This is a genomic window from Mycobacterium sp. URHB0044 (assembly GCF_000620625.1).
GTDB lineage: Bacteria > Actinomycetota > Actinomycetes > Mycobacteriales > Mycobacteriaceae > Mycobacterium.
This window is the reverse complement of the sequence record NZ_JIAW01000004.1, coordinates 182,943-199,715: the sequence shown is the minus strand read 5'-3', so window position 1 is coordinate 199,715 and position 16,773 is coordinate 182,943. Positions and strand designations below refer to the sequence as shown.

Annotated in this window: 16 protein-coding genes; 8 read left to right on the top strand and 8 right to left on the bottom strand. The window is 68.1% G+C overall.

Annotation, left to right across the window (positions count from 1 at the left end):
* The first annotated feature begins 38 nt into the window (after window positions 1-38).
* Complete coding sequence (locus N536_RS37990; protein WP_081809138.1) at window positions 39-1,694, top strand: diguanylate cyclase domain-containing protein; 1,656 nt, start codon at window positions 39-41, stop codon at window positions 1,692-1,694.
* On the opposite strand, the gene N536_RS0110230 is transcribed toward N536_RS37990, so the two are convergent.
* On the bottom strand, window positions 1,685-2,437 hold the full coding sequence (locus N536_RS0110230; RefSeq protein ID WP_029113520.1) for a sulfite exporter TauE/SafE family protein: 753 nt from the start codon (window positions 2,435-2,437) through the stop codon (window positions 1,685-1,687). The two genes, N536_RS37990 and N536_RS0110230, sit on opposite strands and share 10 nt — an antisense overlap.
* A 70-nt stretch (window positions 2,438-2,507) precedes the next feature.
* Window positions 2,508-4,043 carry an amino acid permease gene (locus N536_RS37985; RefSeq protein WP_051574395.1) on the bottom strand — a complete coding sequence of 512 codons (1,536 nt, stop codon included), beginning with the start codon at window positions 4,041-4,043 and terminating at the stop codon, window positions 2,508-2,510.
* Between the two features lie 125 nt (window positions 4,044-4,168).
* Between N536_RS37985 and N536_RS0110220 the strand changes: the two genes are divergently transcribed.
* Together N536_RS0110220 and N536_RS0110215 are read left to right on the top strand one after the other, a co-directional pair.
* On the top strand, window positions 4,169-5,215 hold the full coding sequence (locus N536_RS0110220; RefSeq protein ID WP_029113519.1) for a putative nucleotidyltransferase substrate binding domain-containing protein: 1,047 nt from the start codon (window positions 4,169-4,171) through the stop codon (window positions 5,213-5,215).
* Window positions 5,216-5,221: 6 nt separating this feature from the next.
* On the top strand, window positions 5,222-6,028 hold the full coding sequence (locus N536_RS0110215; RefSeq protein ID WP_029113518.1) for a Fic family protein: 807 nt from the start codon (window positions 5,222-5,224) through the stop codon (window positions 6,026-6,028).
* Here the strand turns inward: N536_RS0110215 and N536_RS0110210 are convergent.
* Both N536_RS0110210 and N536_RS0110205 read right to left on the bottom strand, forming a co-directional pair.
* On the bottom strand, window positions 6,025-7,683 hold the full coding sequence (locus tag N536_RS0110210; protein WP_231514474.1) for a SulP family inorganic anion transporter: 1,659 nt from the start codon (window positions 7,681-7,683) through the stop codon (window positions 6,025-6,027). The two genes, N536_RS0110215 and N536_RS0110210, sit on opposite strands and share 4 nt — an antisense overlap.
* On the bottom strand, window positions 7,680-8,072 hold the full coding sequence (locus N536_RS0110205) for a metalloregulator ArsR/SmtB family transcription factor (RefSeq protein WP_051574393.1): 393 nt from the start codon (window positions 8,070-8,072) through the stop codon (window positions 7,680-7,682). Before N536_RS0110205 ends, N536_RS0110210 begins: the two co-directional genes overlap by 4 nt.
* A gap of 253 nt (window positions 8,073-8,325) precedes the next feature.
* On the opposite strand from N536_RS0110205, the gene N536_RS0110200 reads away from it, so the two are divergent.
* Window positions 8,326-8,823 carry a homocitrate synthase gene (locus N536_RS0110200; RefSeq protein WP_029113515.1) on the top strand — a complete coding sequence of 166 codons (498 nt, stop codon included), beginning with the start codon at window positions 8,326-8,328 and terminating at the stop codon, window positions 8,821-8,823.
* A gap of 4 nt (window positions 8,824-8,827) precedes the next feature.
* Here the strand turns inward: N536_RS0110200 and N536_RS0110195 are convergent, their stop codons facing one another.
* A complete protein-coding gene (locus tag N536_RS0110195) occupies window positions 8,828-10,309 on the bottom strand; it encodes a cytochrome P450 (RefSeq protein WP_029113514.1) in 1,482 nt (493 codons plus the stop codon).
* Window positions 10,310-10,427: 118 nt separating this feature from the next.
* Here N536_RS0110195 and N536_RS0110190 point away from each other — a divergent pair, with 118 nt between their 5' ends.
* Window positions 10,428-11,048: a TetR/AcrR family transcriptional regulator gene (locus tag N536_RS0110190; RefSeq protein ID WP_029113513.1), complete on the top strand. Its 621-nt coding sequence runs from the start codon at window positions 10,428-10,430 to the stop codon at window positions 11,046-11,048.
* Window positions 11,049-11,070: 22 nt separating this feature from the next.
* Window positions 11,071-11,931, top strand: a complete 861-nt coding sequence (locus tag N536_RS0110185; protein WP_029113512.1) for an SDR family oxidoreductase — start codon at window positions 11,071-11,073, stop codon at window positions 11,929-11,931.
* 3 nt (window positions 11,932-11,934) lie between these two features.
* Here the strand turns inward: N536_RS0110185 and N536_RS0110180 are convergent, their stop codons facing one another.
* Genes N536_RS0110180 through N536_RS0110170 form a run of 3 tightly spaced genes read right to left on the bottom strand, consistent with a single transcriptional unit; the run spans window position 11,935 to window position 14,775 of the window.
* Complete coding sequence (locus N536_RS0110180; protein ID WP_029113511.1) at window positions 11,935-13,095, bottom strand: AAA family ATPase; 1,161 nt, start codon at window positions 13,093-13,095, stop codon at window positions 11,935-11,937.
* Window positions 13,096-13,105: 10 nt separating this feature from the next.
* Window positions 13,106-14,203 carry a DNA polymerase IV gene (locus N536_RS0110175; RefSeq protein WP_051574392.1) on the bottom strand — a complete coding sequence of 366 codons (1,098 nt, stop codon included), beginning with the start codon at window positions 14,201-14,203 and terminating at the stop codon, window positions 13,106-13,108.
* Entirely contained in the window at window positions 14,167-14,775 is a 609-nt protein-coding gene (locus tag N536_RS0110170) for a TetR/AcrR family transcriptional regulator (protein ID WP_029113509.1), read from the bottom strand. Before N536_RS0110170 ends, N536_RS0110175 begins: the two co-directional genes overlap by 37 nt.
* 92 nt (window positions 14,776-14,867) lie before the next feature.
* Between N536_RS0110170 and N536_RS0110165 the strand changes: the two genes are divergently transcribed.
* Together N536_RS0110165 and N536_RS0110160 are read left to right on the top strand one after the other, a co-directional pair.
* Entirely contained in the window at window positions 14,868-15,410 is a 543-nt protein-coding gene (locus N536_RS0110165) for an NADPH-dependent FMN reductase (RefSeq protein ID WP_029113508.1), read from the top strand.
* Between the two features lie 115 nt (window positions 15,411-15,525).
* The gene (locus N536_RS0110160; protein WP_029113507.1) at window positions 15,526-16,773 is read left to right on the top strand and encodes a glycosyltransferase; all 1,248 of its coding nucleotides are present in this window, start codon (window positions 15,526-15,528) and stop codon (window positions 16,771-16,773) included.

The window sequence follows — 16,773 nt, the reverse complement described above, 5'->3', positions numbered from 1 at the left end:
TGCTCCCGAGCAGGGGGAACGAATTGACCGGACCGCGCATGAACGGGCCGTTGGGACGCCTCGACCTCGAGGGCAGGGGAGCGGCCGAGCAACCATCGCATGGCACGCTCCACGACTCAGTGGCCGCCGACATACCCGTCCTCCAGTCGTTGCTGCGGATCTCGCAGGCCGTGCTGGGGGCGAACTACTTCGACGAAGCACTGGAAGTGATTGCCGAGCAAGCCCTGACCGCCCTCAAGGCGGCGTCATTGTCGATAAGCCGCTGGGATCGCCACGACAACGTCCTACGCACGCTGATCAACGTCGGTGAACTCGGCCCTGGCGAACAACGCTGGCCGGAGGGCGAGCGCTACGAGATCACCGAGAACACACTCCAATTGCTCGAGCACGGCCGGCCGTACCTCAACAGCATCGACGACGAGGACGCCGACCCGACCGGTCTTGCGCTGCTTCGTCGGCTCGACAAGGAGAGCGAACTGGCAGTGGCCGTGATGCACCAGGACGAGATATGGGGTGAGCTGTGGGTCGCCGGCGTCGACGGGCGACGCTTCGGCCCCGACGACGTGCAGCTGCTGCAGGCCATTGCCGCCCACATAGCCGTCGCCATCGGTCGCTCCGAATTGTTCAGTACCGTATGGAGTTACGCCTTTGAAGACCCTCTGACCGGTCTGGCGAATCGACGGAAACTCGATGAGTTCCTCGAGCAACTGGACTGCGACGCCGTCCACCCCGCCGTATTGGTGTGCGACCTCGACGAATTCAAGGTCGTCAACGACCGAGACGGTCATCCGGCCGGAGACGCACTGTTACGTGCGGTGGCCGACGTGCTGGCCGAAACTGCTTCGACACGTCCGGGTTCCCTGGTTGCCCGCCTCGGCGGCGACGAATTCTGCGTCATCTTGTTGCACTCCACCCTCGCGGGGGCCGAACGGTTCGCCCACGATGCCGGTCGCGGCCTCGCCAGTGCGTTGGGGACGAAGGTGACGTTGAGCTGGGGAGCTGCCGCGTTCACGTCGCAGGCGCGTTCACCCCACGTGCTCGTGGCTGCCGCCGACGCAGCATTGTTGGAGGCAAAACGACACGGCCCCGGACGATTCAGCGTCGGCGTGGCAGGCGATGCCGACCTGCCGGCCAGTGACCGGCGACGGCTACGCGGAAGCGGTAGGCGCGCGTTCGACGACCTCGTTCCGTGGGTTGTCCGCCTGATCGACCACCACCGCCCCCAGACCACCGCCGCGGCGCTGGAAATCCTCGGTGTCGCAGTATCCAACGAGCTCAACGCCGCGGGCTGGTCGGTATCGATCGCCACCGACGACGGCCTTGCCGTCCGCAGCCTGAGCGGGATCGACAGCCTGCATCACGGAGGTTCCGGCTTGCGTGTCCTAGACGCAGCCGAGGACACCGCGTATCGGCTTGTTTACTTTCCGGCGACGGCTCGCGCGATCGCGTACGGCGAGGTGTTCGTCGCCGCCCTTGATCTCGAGGGTTCCGACCCCGCCGAGGTCGCACTCCTGTTGGAGTATGAGTACTACGGAGTGCTCGGAGTCGGGATCGCCGACGCCCAGCGTCGCTACCTGTTGGAGATCTACTCCGACAGCGAAGACGTCGATCTGACCGGAGTGGCCCCATACGTGCGCGTCCTGGCGCATTACTGCGCAGCCATGACGAGCGGGCAGCGCCCCCATCACTGGTAGGCGTCGAACCCCAACTTGACTGCCAGGCCCAGCCCGGCAACGGCGATCAACATGCGCAGCGGCGTCGCCGGAGCGTGGCGGACGACCACTGGTCCCAGCCTCGAGCCGAGCAGGCATCCGATTGCCAGCGGCACCACCGCGATCCAGTCGACCGGCGCAAGCAGCACGAAGGCAACTGCCGCAACGAAGTTCGCCACACCGAGGACGACGTTCTTGCTGGCGTTGGCCTCGGCCAGGGACGCGTGGGTGGTGCTCAGGAAGAGGGCGAGTAGGAGCACGCCCGCCGCGGCGCCGAAGAAGCCGCCGTACACGCTGATCGCGAAGAGCGCGGCCGCCTCGAGCACATGATGGCCCCTGGTGCGTGCGGCACCCTCGACGAGCTTTCGGCGTGGAAGCGCGATCATCACTGCCGATGCGCCGAGCAGAAAGGGCACGACCTTCTCGAAGCCGTCCGACGGGATGGACAACAGCAACGCGGCGCCCGCCGCGCCGCCCGCCGCGGCCACTGGGATCAGCTGGAGCAACCGGCGGCCCTGCCCCCGCAGCTCCGGCAGCGACCCCCATACCGAGCCGACCCCGTTGAAGACCAGGGCGACGGTGTTGGTGACGTTGGCGGCCACCGGTGGTAGCCCCACGAGAAGCAGCGCGGGATAGGTGGTCAACGACGCCAGCCCGGCGATGCTGCCCACCAGGCCGCCGCCGATTCCGGCCACGAGAAGCAGCATCCATTCCCAGACAGTCATTGCGCAGCAGACCCTATGCGACGCCGGAACCGCGGCCGGGGCGCCCGCCCCGACCGCAGCCACCCGACTGCTAGGTCTTCTTCCTGCCAACCAGCGCGTCGACGGGATCTGGCGCGCCCTCGCGATCCTTGACCACGCGATACGCGACGTACCCGACCGCGAGCGTCAGGACGACGAAGATGAGCGCGAAGTACTGCAGGAACCACGACGTCCCCGCCGGGTCGTAGACCTCCTGCCGCGGCCAGCCGATGTTGATCACCAGCAGGCCACCCATCACGACGGCGATGAGGTTCACCGGGATGCCCCACTTGCCGAGGTCCATGATGGGCGGGCCGTAGGACAGGCTGGTGCCGCGCAACCGATGCACCAGCGCCGGGACGGTCACCATCAGGTAGGCCAGGTACACGATCACCACCGAGACCGATGCGATGGCCGCGAAGACGCCGGATTGTCCGATGTTGACCAGCAGGACCAGGATCGCCAGCGAGCTGACCGCCACCCCGGTGATGACGGGTGTCCCGGTGCGCCGGTTGACCTTCGACAGGAACTTGCCGAAGGGCAGTCGATTGTCGCGGGCCATCGAGAACATCACCCGCGACGCCGACGCCTGGATGGCCAGGGTGGCCGAGAAGATCGCGACCGCGACGAGCCCCAGTAGCGTCTTGCCCAGCCAGGTGTCCAGCTGGCTCTCGATCACCCAGGCGATGCCGCCGGTGGCGAGGTCGTCGCCCAGCTCCGGCGCCGACATCAGCGCGGCGATGATCATCAGCCCGCCGCCGACGAACGACACCAGCAGCGCGTTGACGATGGCCTTGGGCGCGGTACGGCGCGGATCTCGCGTCTCCTCGGAAAGCTCTGCGGCGCTGTCGAATCCGTACATCACGTAGGCCGCCATCAACATCGACGCCAGGAATGCCCCCACGTAGCCGAGGCCGGACCCATGTCCGCCGGTATCCGCGACGGCGCGAACCGGGCTGCGCTCGGCGGTGAGGAACATCGCCCCGATGATCAGCACGACGCCGATGATCTCGAGGGTGACGCCCGCAACGGTGATCCTGCCCATGAACGCCACGCCTGCGGCGCTGATGATCGTGCAGAGCGCGATGGTGATGCTGCCGAGGATGATGCCGTTGGTCGCGCCGCTCACCGACAACGGATCCATGTCGCCGCCGATGATCTGGAAGCCGCTCCAGATCGGCGGCAGGACGGTCTGCATGGCGATGGCCAGCGCGGCGATGCTGACGATGTAGCCGATCAGCATGAACCAACCCGCGAACCAGCCGACGGCGTTGCCCGCGAGGCGGCGCGACCACTGATAGATGGCGCCCGCGACCGGGAACTTGCCGGACAACTCCGCGAAGATCAGGCACACGCAGAACTGGCAGACGAACACGATCGGCCACGTGAAGAAGAACGCGGGACCACCGAGGTTGAAGCCGAGCGGGAAGAACGCGAACACCGTGGTGAGGATCGAGACGAACGAGAAGCCGGACGCGAATGCCGCGTAGCCGCCGATGCCGCGATGCAATTCCTGGGTGTAGCCCAGTTCTTCGAGCGTCGAGGCGTCCTCCTGGGACGAGATTGCGGGGTCGGAGGCGGCGGTCATGGGTTTCTCCTGGAGTGGGAAAGAATAACTGTCATGCGATAGAAATTAGCGCCTACTCCTGTTTCCCGCATGTCGAAGGGGTTTCGACTGTGTAACCAGGTGCCTGGCGGGCGACAATCATCGGCATGCCGCCTGTGCTTCCCTCCGGTCGTGGGATCGCCGCGACCATCGGTGACATCGATGCTGCCGGAGACGAGACGCAACTGCGTGCGGGAGTCGACGCGGCACTCGCGGCCGTCGCCGCCGAACTGCGCGCACACACGCCGGTACCGGCACTGGCCGCGGCGTGGTCGGAAGTGCTTCGACACGGCCTGGCCAGCGCCGTCCGGCTGGTGCCGGCACCCGCGGAGTGGACGTGGTTCGTCTCCGGCAGCGTGGCGCGAGGGGAGGCCGCACCCGGCTCCGACGTCGAGACGATGGTGGTGCTCGGCGACGCCGTCGACGACGACGGCAAGGCCGAACTGCTGGCCCGCGCCGCCGACGTGCACGCGCTGCTCGAGCGCTGCGGGATTCGCGGCGACGCCAACGGCGTACTCGCCAGCCGGCCGAGATTCTGCCGTCGCGCCGGCAGTTGGGCGGAGGGAATCGAACGCTGGACGGTCGATCCACGCGAGGATCGCGGCGTCGTGATGACCGGCCTGCTGGCGGATTCGGCAGGCGTCACGGCCACCGCGGACATGGGGGAGGATGCGCTGCGATCACAGAACCTGGCAGCCGTCGGGCGCAGCTACGCGGTGCGCCAAGCCCTGCTCCAGGACGCGACGGCCGTACGGGCGAGCCTCCCGTCGCGGTTGCGCATGTTCGCCACCCACTCCGACACCGTGGACCTCAAGCTCGCGGCGGTCGATCCGGTGGTGAAGATCGCGCGCTGGGCAGCGCTGTCCGCCGGGTCCGACGCGTTGTCGACGCTCGGGCGCCTCGACGACGCGGTGGCCGGCAAGGTGCTCGACGGCGACGACGTCTCGAGCTTGCGTGACTGCTTTGGCTGGTTGCTCCGGTTTCGCTGGCGCACGCGAGCCGGCGCGTTCCTGGATGGGCGGAGGGTCGACGACGTGGTGTCGCTGACCGAGATGCCGCCGTCGGAGCGCGCCATGTTGCGCAGTGTCGCGCGAGAGGTGTCGGGCATCGGCCGGAAGTTGAACTACCTCGCGTCGACGTCGACGTTCCGCTGACATCGAATGGATCCCCGCAGTGCGCTGCCGCCGCCGTTGCGCCACGCCGTCGATCAGACGATCGCCGCCGAACGGCTCGAGGGCTGGGCGCCCACCGACGCACACGTCGCCGAACTGGTCGCCCTGGCCCGCGACGAGCTGCCGTTCGGTGAGTATCTCGGCGCGCACCGCGCCAGGTACCCACCAGCGGCGCCGCCACCGCGCACCCTCGGACGGATCTTGCGACGCAACAGGCCGTACCTGCTGCCCGGAAGCACCGTGCTGCGCAACAACTTCGGTGCCGAAACCCACACGATGCTCGCCGACCTGGAGTACATCGCGACCGCAGGCCGGCTGTTGCAGTGGCACCGCGGCCTGCTCGATGGCCACGTAGAACTGAGCGTGCGGGCGATGCACCAGCACGTGTTCGGAGACGTCTACGCGTGGGCGGGCAAGTATCGCGTCACGGAACTGGCGCGCGGCGAGTCCGCGTTCATCTGGCAAGCGGACATCGACCGGGAGATGGCGGACATCGACGAGTGGGCCGGCGCGCTGGCAGGCTCCAGCGATCTCGACGACGCCAGGCTCGGCTACGAACTGTCCCGGCTGTACGCCGACTACAACCAGGTGCACCCGTTCCGAGAAGGCAACGGCCGCACCGGAACCCTGCTGCTGCACACCGTTGCGGCCGCATGCGGTCGCAGGTTGGACCTGTCGCACGTCAGTCGCTCCGAGTGGTACGCCGCGTCGCGCGACAGCACGCCGTTCCGCCGCGACGGTCGAGCCAACCACCGGCCATTCATCCCGCTGCTGGTGCGTGCCGTGCGCTCCTAGGCCGCCGCACCAACGTGGCTGCGGGCGTGGGCAATCGCGTCGTCCAGGGAGCCGATGAGGTGATTCTCGTGGCGCAATGAGTCGATGACCCCGACGTTGGTCAACAGGTCCATGTGCTCGGCCTGCACCCCCTTGATGATCACCGTGACCCCGCGGGACTCGAGTTCCTCGGCGATGCGCGACAAGGTGTGCGCCCCCGTCGCGTCCAGCATCCCCAGCGTCGACATCCGGATGATGACCACCGACACGTCGGGATGGTCGGCGTCGGTGATCAGATTCGAAATCCGTTCTGCGACACCGAAGAACATCGCCCCATCGAGCCGCAACAGCGCGATCCTCTCGTCACCGGACTGACGTGCACCCGGCAACTCCTCACGGATGACGCTGCTGCGCCGGGCCACGGAGCGCAGTGCGAAGATCGCCGCGACCACGATGCCGATCTCCACGGCCTCGATGAGGTCGAAGCACACGGTGACGACGGCGGTGAGCGCGAAGATCCCCGCATCCGACCGCGTCGAGCGCAGGATCTTGGCGATCGTCGTCGCCGAGATCATCCGGAACGACGTCACCATCAGCACCGCGGACAGGGCGCACAGTGGAATCGCCGACACCGGACCGGTCGCGAAGTAGACCACGCCGATGAGCACGAGCGAGTGCACGATGGCCGACACCCGGGTTCGGGCACCGGCCCGCACGTTCACCGCCGTGCGGGCGATCGCGCCGGTGGCCGGCATCCCGCCGAACACCCCCGACGCAACCGACGCCAGGCCCTGGCCCACCAATTCGCGGTTGGGGTCATAGGGGCCGGTGGGTGACATGGTGGCGGCCACCCGCGCCGACAACAGTGACTCGATGGCAGCCAATGCGGCGATCGCCAGTGCCGCGCCGAACAACGCACGCAGCGCGTCCAGATCGGCATGTGGCAGAAGGGGATTGGGTAGGTGCGAGGGCAGTTCACCGATGCGTGCGACGGAGAGGTCGGCGACGATCACCAACACCGTCGCGGCCAGCACCCCGGCCAGGGACTCGGGGATGGCACGGTGCAGCCGGGGCAGTCCGACCATCAACACCGCGACGAACGCCGCCACCAGAAGTGGCGTGATCGCCGTCGCCCAATCGGCGTGGCGGACGACGTCCCACGCCGCGACCAGTGGACGCTGACCCGCCGCGGCTGCGCTGCCGAAGGCGGCCGGCACCTGCTGCAGGAAGATGATCGTCGCGATGCCGAGGGTGAAGCCCTCGATCACCGGCCACGGTATGAACGTCACCGCCCTGCCAAGCCCCGTGACGCCTGCGGCCAGCACGATGAGGCCGGCCAGCACGGTAACCATGGCGATGCTGCCGAGCCCGTAGTGCGCCACGATGGGGGCGAGAACCACGGCCATGGCGCCGGTCGGACCGGACACCTGGACGTGTGAGCCGCCGAACACCGCGGCCACCAGGCCGGCGACGACGGCGGTGACGAGACCCGCCGCTGCGCCGACGCCCGAGCTGATGCCGAACGCCAGCGCCAGCGGCAGGGCCACGACGCCGACCGTGATACCGGCCAGGATGTCGCGCCGCCACGACCGTGGCAGGTCGGCGTAGTCGGACCGGTGGGGGATCAGGCGGGACATCGTGCGGGCGGCTGTGGCGATCGCCGCGGTGTTCATCATGGCTGAATGCCCAGGGGCGGCAACGATTCCAGGGCGTCGAGCTCGTCGCGGCGGGCGGTCAGGGTGTCGGCGAGAAAGGCTCGGGCGATCAGCAGCAGCTCCGAGATCTTCGGGTGGGCGAGTTCGTAGTAGACGGCGTTGCCCACCCGCCGCGCGCTGACGACGTGGTGGCGCTTCAGCACCGCGAGGTGCTGGGACAGCAGGGTCGGCTCGATCTCAGTCGCCGCGAGGATCTCGCTGACCGGGGTCGGGCCGGCGCTGGCGGACAAGATCTCCAGCGTTCTGATCCGCGCGGGATGCGCCAGCGCCTTGAACAGGTTCGCCTTGATCTCGTACAGCGGCCGTTCGGACCCGTCGAGAAATGACTGCGGCACCCGGGCCCCCTGCATTTGATGGATTGAACGAATTCTCAATCCACTCTAACGGTGCGCTTCCCTTTCGCCAAAAGGGACCGCTCGCGGGGACCGCACGGTCGGCGTCGATCAAGTCCCTTGCGCGGACCGCATCCGAGCGCCTACCCTCGCCAACGTGCGAAGTCTTCTCGTAGTAGCAACCCGCAGCGGGGTCTGATCCAGACCGACCCCTCGCTGTGGGTCGTTGCTACACCGTCGGTCATCCCCTCTGGCAAGAGAAGACCGGCACATGTTCACCACCGCACCGACACAATCCGCAATCTGCGCAACGCCCCTTTTCGCAACGCAATTCGACGCGCGGCTGCCGCAGGGGTTGCGCGAGGAGGCCGAAGCGATGTCGTCAGACGCATTCCACGCCACGTACGCCCCGACGTCAGGGCCCCTGCGGCTCGGAAACTGGCAGTGCACCGACGCCGCCTGCGACGCGTCCCGCTTGGGGCTACAGGCGCGCCACTATCAGGCCACGATCGCGATCGGGGACCGGCTCAGCACCTCGACGGCAGCGGCCACCGGCCCCGTCGCCGCGCTGACGGCGATGCTGCACGAGCACGGCATCACCGTCGAAATGCTCCGCTTCCACCAGCTTCAAGCCGACGACGGCATCGCGACCTTCATCCGCGGCACCGACGGCGCACGCTCCGAATGGGCCATGGGCCTGTCGGACGACGCGACGCAATCGGCGCTGCGTGCCCTGGTCGCGGTGGCCAACCGGTTGACCGCCGCGTGATCGGCTAGCGCAGCGGGCGCAGCACGATCGGCATGCCGTCGAGCGGAACCGGCATGCCGCCGTAGTCGTAGCGCGGCTTGTATCCGGGATGGGTCAGCTCGAGCCGGTACTTGCGCAGCAGTCGGTGCATGACGGTCTTGATCTCCAGCTGACCGAACACCATCCCGATGCACTTGTGCGCACCGCCGCCGAACGGGGCGAACGCATAGCGGTGCTTCTTGTGCTCATTGCGCGGTTCCGCGAACCGGTCCGGGTCGAACTTCTCGGGGTCCGTCCACAGTTCGGGCAGCCGGTGGTTGAGCGACGGCCAGGTGACCACATCGGTGCCCGCCGGAATGAAGTAGCCGAGCAGGTCGGTGTCTCGGACGGCTCGGCGGAAGTTCATCGGCAACGGGGTGACCATGCGGAGGGCCTCGTTGATGACCAGGTCGTAGGTCTCGAGCTTGTCCAGTGCCTCGATGTCCAGCGGGCCGTCGCCGATGCGGGCCGATTCGTCGCGACACCGGTCCTGCCACTCGGGGTTGGCTGCCAGGTGGTAGGCCATCGTCGTCATGGTCGACGTCGAGGTGTCGTGGGCGGCCATCATCAAGAAGATCATGTGCGCCACGATGTCGCTGTCGGTGAACCGCTGACCGTCCTCGTCCTCGGCCTGACGCAACACGCTGAGCATGTCGGTGCCCTCGATACCGCGCGTTTCGTGGAGTCGTTCGGTGAAGTAGTTCTCGAGCGTCTTACGCGCCTCGATGCCACGCCACCACGTCAGGGGCTTCACCGGCTTGCGGATGATCGCGTTGCCCGCCCGCGTGGTCGTGGTGAAGGCCCGGTTGACCGTGGTCACCAGTTCACGGTCGGTACCGGCTTCATGGCCCATGAACACCACCGAAGCGATGTCGAGCGTGAGTTCCTTGGCGGCCGGATGGAACAGGAACCGTGGGTCGTTGGCGACCCAGTCGTTGGCCACTACCTGGCTGGCCACCGCGTCGATGTGTTCGACATAGCCGGACAGCCGCGTGCGGGTGAACGCTTCCTGCATGATGCGGCGGTGGAACATGTGCTCGTCGAAGTCGAGCAGCATCAGCCCGCGGTCGAAGAACGGCCCGATGACCGGGTCCCAGGCGCGCTGGGAGAACTCCTTGTTTCGGTTCGAGAAGACAGCCTGCGTGGCGTCCGGGCCTAGCGCCGCCACCGCGGACAGCGCCGGCGACTGGTTGTAGTGGATCGGGCCGTACTTGCGGTAGATCTCCACGGCATAGTCCGGGCCCATGCGGAAGAACTCGATCAAGTGGCCGATGATCGGCAGCCCCGAGTCGCCCGTGACCGCCTTGAGGCCACTGCCTGCGGGTGGCTGTGCCAACGGGAACTGCTTGAACTCGTGCTTGCGCAGCCGCTTCTCGGCGAGGCCCATGCCAGGGATCGTGACGGGTGTCGGCTTCAACCGGCGCTTGGCCTGGTCGAGCAGGTAATCCGTGGTGCTGATGGTCGGCATTGACACGCTCCTGGAATCACGCGCTGTGGTGGATGTCACCTGGGCATCCATCCTGATATGGTGACTTGACGCGTGTCAAGTTTTGATCTGGTGAGTCGCGATGAAAAGGTCATAAGCCATGACGGCCCAACCCGCTCCACAGCAGATCCGCCGCAGTCGCGGCGACCGTCAGCGGGAAGCCATCGTCACCGCCGTCCGGGAGCTGCTGCAGGAGCGGTCGTTCGCCGACCTGTCCGTCAGCACCATCAGCGAGCGCGCCGGCGTCGCGCGGTCGGGCTTCTACTTCTACTTCGACTCCAAGTACGCGGTGCTTGCGGTGATCCTCGCCGAATTGGATGAGCTGCTCGACGAGCTGACTCATCACTTCGCTCCACGCGAGCTTGGCGAGACGCCTGCAGCGTTCGCGAAGCGGATGGTCGGCAGTGCTGCCACGGTCTACGCCAACGACGACCCGGTGTTGAAGGCATGCGCGGTGGCCCGCAACACCGACGCGCAGATCCGCGAGATGATGGACGACTTCTACGACTCCGTGATGGACAAGATCGTCGCGCTCCTCGAACAGGACGCCGACGCCCGCCCGATCTCCGACGACCTGCCGGCCCTGGTGCGAACGTTGGCGGCGACGACCGCGATGACGCTGACGCATGACAGCGCGTTCGTCGGGCGCGGCCTGGATCCCGCCCGGGCCATCGACGTCGTCGAGCGGTTGTGGCTCGCGGCGCTCTGGGGCGGCCGGTAGCCGCGCCGGTATCGTCAGCGCCATGGCGCAGGGGAGCGGTTTTACCGGCAAGCGTTGTCTTCTCACCGGGGCCGCCAGCGGCATCGGCCGCGCGACCGCGCTCAAGCTCGCGGCGCAGGGCGCCGAGCTGTTCCTGACCGACCGCAACGCCGACGGACTCGCCGAGACCGTCGCCGACGCACGCGCGCTGGGCGCCATGGTGCCCGCGCACCGGGCCCTCGACATCGCCGACTACGAACAGGTGGCGGCCTTCGCCGCCGACATCCATGCCGCGCACCCCAGCATGGACGTGGTGATGAACATCGCCGGAGTGTCGGCGTGGGGGACCGTCAGCCATCTCAGCCATCGGCACTGGGAGCAGATGGTGTCGGTCAACCTGATGGGACCCATCCACGTCATCGAGACCTTCGTGCCCCCGATGGTGGCGGCGGGTCACGGCGGGCACCTGGTCAACGTCTCCTCGGCGGCGGGGCTGGTGGCGCTGCCGTGGCATGCCGCCTACAGCGCGAGCAAGTACGGGCTGCGCGGCCTGTCCGAGGTGTTGCGATTCGACCTGGCCCGCCATGGCATCGGCGTGTCGGTGGTCGTGCCGGGGGCGGTGAAGACGCCCTTGGTCCAGACGGTCGAGATCGTCGGCGTGGACCGTGAGCACCCGCAGGTGAGTAAGTGGATCGACCGGTTCAGCGGCCACGCCGTCTCGCCGGAATCGGTGGCGGACAGCATCCTTCGCGGCGTTACCCGCAACCGCTATCTGATCTACACCTCCCACGACATCCGTGCGCTCTATGCGTTCAAGCGCGTCGCGTGGTGGCCCTACAGCGTGGCGATGCGACGGGTGAACGTCATCTTCACCCGCGCACTCCGTCCCTCGAAGACGGGCTGAGCGTCAGCGCTTGCCCCAGTCCCACGGCGGCGCGGTCAGGGTGGTCTGGCCGGTGACCCGGGTCTCGCCCCACTCCTTGTAGAGCTCGATCTCCACCGCATCGTCGCCGCCCAGATGCTCGCGCATCGCCGCCGAGTGCGTCACCACCACGACCTGCGTGCCCCGGGCGGCCGATCGGATCATGGCCGCGAGCGGCGCGACGAGGTCCGGGTGCAGGGAAGTCTCGGGTTCGTTGAGCACCATCAGCGACGGTGGTCGCGGGCTCAGCAAGGCCGCGCCCCACAGCAGGAATCGCAATGTGCCGTCGGACAATTCGGCCGCCCGCAACGGCCTCAGCATGCCCCGCTGATGTAGCTGCAGCTCGAATAGCCCATCGTGCACCGCGACCGAAACGGTTGCGCCGTCGAAGGCGTCGGAGACGGCGCGGGGCAGATCGTCGAAACCCGCCTCGAGAATGGTCTGCACGGCGGCGGCCAGATCGCTGCCGTCATCGGCGAGCACGGGCGTGCGGGTGCCGACCTGTGGCCGACGCGCAGGTGCGGCTGCGTCGACCCGGAAGCCGTCGTAGAACCGCCAGCCCCGCAGTCGATCCCGGACCGCGGCCAGCTCCGGCAGCGCGTCGGGATGCGCGTACTCGGCCAGCACGCTGCGGTAGGCGGGCAGCGACCGGGACAACTCGGCGAAGCCCCGGCCCGATTCCGCTGCGGCCTCGGCGTAGTCGCGGCCGCGGCGCACCAGCGTCGAGCTCGGCCGCAACCGGGGGCCCGCGAACACCGTCTCCCGCTTGATCTCCGGATCGCGGCCGAACAACGAGTTCGCGCCCGCGCTCTGCGGCAGTCCGAGGTCGATCAGATAGCCGAAGTCGTCCGACGCGTAACCCAGCTCGAGCGACACGGGCCGGGTTCTGGTGGTGCCCTGCACCGAGCCGGTGCGACGGGCACCGCCGAGTTGTTCGGGACCCGCCCACAGCACCGACTCCAGCCCGCCCTCGCGCGCGAGGGAGCCGATCACCTCGCCGCGACCACAGTCGGCGAGCAGTCGCAGCGCCCGGTACACCGACGACTTGCCGGTGCCGTTGGCCCCGGTCACGACGGTGAGCCCCGCGAGGGGCACGACGACCTCGCGCAGCGAGCGGTAGCCCCGGACCGCGACGGTGTGCAGCATGGCGTCGACGTTATGCGCCGGTGGTGACAACCGGCGCCGTCGACTGCGGCATCGCCAGCTCCAGCCGGACGCCGAGCAGCCGCACGGGGCGGTCGAGTTCGAACTGGTCGAACACCGCCAGCGCGGTGTCCACGATCACCGACTCGTCGGTACTCGGGGCGGCCAGCTTGCGGATCTTGGTGCGCGTGAAGAACGTCTTGGTGCGCATCGTGACCGCCACGCGGGTGACGACCCGGTCCGCGGCGACCACCTCGGCAAGCGTCCGTCGCGCCAATTCGCCGATGGCCGAATCCATTTCGGAGCGGTCGGTGAGGTCCTCGGGGAAGGTGACGACGTGGCTGCGCGAGCGCGGCACCCACGGTTCGGCGCTGACGTTCGTGTCGCCGCCGCCCTTGGCGAGCAGCAGGATCCACAGCCCCGTGGTCGGCCCGAAGGTCGCTGTGAGCAGTGTCGGGTCGGTCGCGGCCAGGTCGGCGACGGTCGTAATGCCGAGTCCGGCAAGGCGTTTGGCGGTCTTGGGCCCCACGCCCCAGAGTGCGTCGACGCCACGGTCGCCCATCACGGCCATCCAGTCGTCGTCGGTGAGCGCGAAGACGCCGCCCGGCTTGCCGAACCCGGTTGCCACCTTGGCCCGTTGCTTGTTGTCGCTGATGCCAACCGAGCACGACAGGCCCGTCTCGGCGGCGACCACTGAGCGGATGCGTTCGGCCAACTCGAAGGGGTCGTCCACTTCGGCGCCGAGGTAGGCCTCATCCCAGCCCCACACCTCCAGCGGGTGACCGAGGTCGCGCAGCAGTCCCATTACCTGCTCGGACGCCTCGTCGTAGGCGTCGGGATCGGACGGCAGGAAGGTGGCGTCGGGGCAACGCCGTGCGGCCGAGCGCAGCGGCATGCCGGCGTGCACGCCGAACTCCCGTGCCTCGTACGAGGCGCACGTGACGACCTTGCGCGGTTCGGTCGGGTCGCCACTGCCGCCGACGATCACCGGAAGTCCGACCAGCTCGGGATGGCGGCGCAGCTCGACGGAGGCGAGGAACTGATCGAGGTCGACGTGCAGGATCCAGCGCACGGTTACCGCCCACAAAGCTTGCGGGCCACGCTTTCCCATGCATCGCCCTGCGTTTCGAGACTGCGACCGAGATCGGTGACCTGGTGCCCGACGTAGTCGGCGTCCAGCAACGCGGTCAACGCGTCGACTTGCGCGTCGAGGTCGCCCGTGGTGCCCGCGGACTGCAGCAGCATGCGCACGTGGGTGCGGTGCAGCGTGGCCGGGGCGTTGAACCGCGTCTGCGGATCGCGTCCGGCGTCGGAGAGTAGCGCGCGGTGACTCCACGCGAACCGCAACCGTTCCCGGCCGTAGGCCAGCAGGCGTTCCAGCGGCGGAGCACCGGGGCCCAGCGGCGGCGGACCGAACATGAACGCCTGCTGTTGGACCTTCTCGTCCTCGTCGAGCAGCACCAGCATCAGGCCGGCGCGGCTGCCGAACCGGCGGAACAGGGTGCCCTTGCCCACGCCTGCGGCGGCGGCGACGTCGTCCATCGTCACGGCCTCCGCACCACGGTCCGCGATCAGCCGGCGCGCCGCGTCGAGCAGCAGGACGCGGTTGCGGGCGGCGTCACCGCGCTCGGACGGGGCGGAATCGTCGACCGGCAGCCCGGTCAGCCCGTCAGTGACGCTCATACCTGCACTTTAACTCAGCCGGAATTAATCGGACCACAGTCCGGTTAAACTCGGCAAGGATCGTGACGGACCATCGAAAGGAACTTGAAGACATGTCGGACAGCAAGGTCTTGGTACTCGTGGGCAGCCTGCGGGCAGCATCGATCAACCGGCAACTGGCGGAGTTGGCCGTGGAATCGGCTCCCGCAGGCGTGACGCTCGTTGCGTTCGACCGCCTTGGCGAGCTGCCGTTCTACAACGAGGACATCGACGGCGACGACGTGGCAGAGCCCGTGCGGGCGCTGCGCCAGGCGGCGGCCGAAGCGGACGCCGCGCTCGTCGTCACCCCCGAGTACAACGGCAGCATCCCCGGGGTGTTGAAGAACGCCATCGACTGGCTGTCGCGGCCATTCGGCAATGGTGCGCTCAAGGACAAGCCGGTCGCGGTGGTGGGCGCGGCGCACGGCCAGTACGGCGGCGTCTGGGCGCATGACGAGACCCGCAAGTCGTTCGGCATCGCAGGCACCCGGGTGATCGAGGATCTCAAGCTCTCGGTCCCGTCCCCGGTGTTCGACGGCAAGCATCCGCGGGAGAACGCCGAGGTGGCCGCGAACCTGCGCGAGGTCGTGGAGAAGCTGGTCGCCGAGATCGCCTGACGTACGCGGAGCCCTCGCCGACCAATGTGCGTCGGCGAGGCGGCTGCGCCGATAGGCTGCCAGCTCTAGGGCCGATGGGGGACGGTTCGGCCTGCGAGTAGAGGCTGGTGGACCGATGGCCACGATCCTGGCGTACACCTCTCCGGCCTTCGGCAACCTCTACCCGCTCCTGGCGCTGCTCGCGGAACTGCGGGAACGGGGCCACCGCGTCGTGCTGCGGACACTTCCCGGCGGGGTGAGCACCGGCAATGCGTTGGGTCTCGAGACCTCGGCCATCGCCCCGCGCATCGAGGCAGTCGCGATGACGGACTGGATGGCCGCGAATCCCCGTGCGGCCATGGCGGCTGCATTTCGCGTCTTCGCCGAGCGCGCGGCCATCGAGGCCGACGACATCCGGGCATCCATCGATTCGGTACAGCCCGACGTGGCGATCATCGACGTCAACTGCTGGGGCGCGCCCTCGGTGGTCGACGCAGCGTCGATGCCATGGGTGTCCTTCTGGCCGTATCCGCCGATTCTGAAGTCGCGGGGTGTTCCGCCGTTCGGCCCGGGCCTTCGACCGTGGCCAGGGCTGCTGGGACGCATCCGCGATGAGGCCCTACGTCCCTTCGTCGTCAAGACGTTCGAAGAGGCGATGCTGGATCCGCTGAATCGCGTCTGCAGTGCCGTCGGTGCGAAATCGCTTGTGTCGGTTGAAGACCTGGTGAGGCGGGCACCGTTGATGCTCGTCGCGACTGCGGAACCATTCGAGTATCCGCATCCCGACTGGGATGACCGCGTGCAGATGATCGGCCCGTGTGAATTCGACCCGCCAGACTCTGGCGGCAATGCCTGGCTCGATGCGATCGAGCGCCCGATCGTCTTGGTGACGACGTCCTCCGAACGCCAATCCGACGGGGTGCTGCCTGCCACCGTGATGGCAGCCATGCAAGACGAGTCGGTTCATGTCGTCGCCACGTTCCCGTGCGGAATCCCGGATGCCCTCGTGGTCCCGGACAACGCCACCGTGAAGCGATTCGTCCCGCATGGATCCGTGCTCGAGCGAGCCGTGTGCGCCGTGACGCACGGAGGGATGGGTGTCACTCAGAAGGCCCTGACACACGGGGTGCCGGTATGCGTGGTTCCCTTCGGCCGTGACCAGTTCGAGGTGGCGCGGCGGGTGGAAGTGGCGCGCTGCGGTACCCGCCTGCCCAGCAAGATGCTCACTGCAGCCCGGCTCACGTCGAAGATTTCCGAGGCCACGTCGATGGCAGACGGTGCTCGCCGGGTAGCGGCGGGGTTTGCGGCAGCAGGTGGCGTTGCACGCGGGGCGGATCTCGTCGAGCGGCGCCTGCTCCGTCTCGGGCCGGCAGCGGAAGTTTGA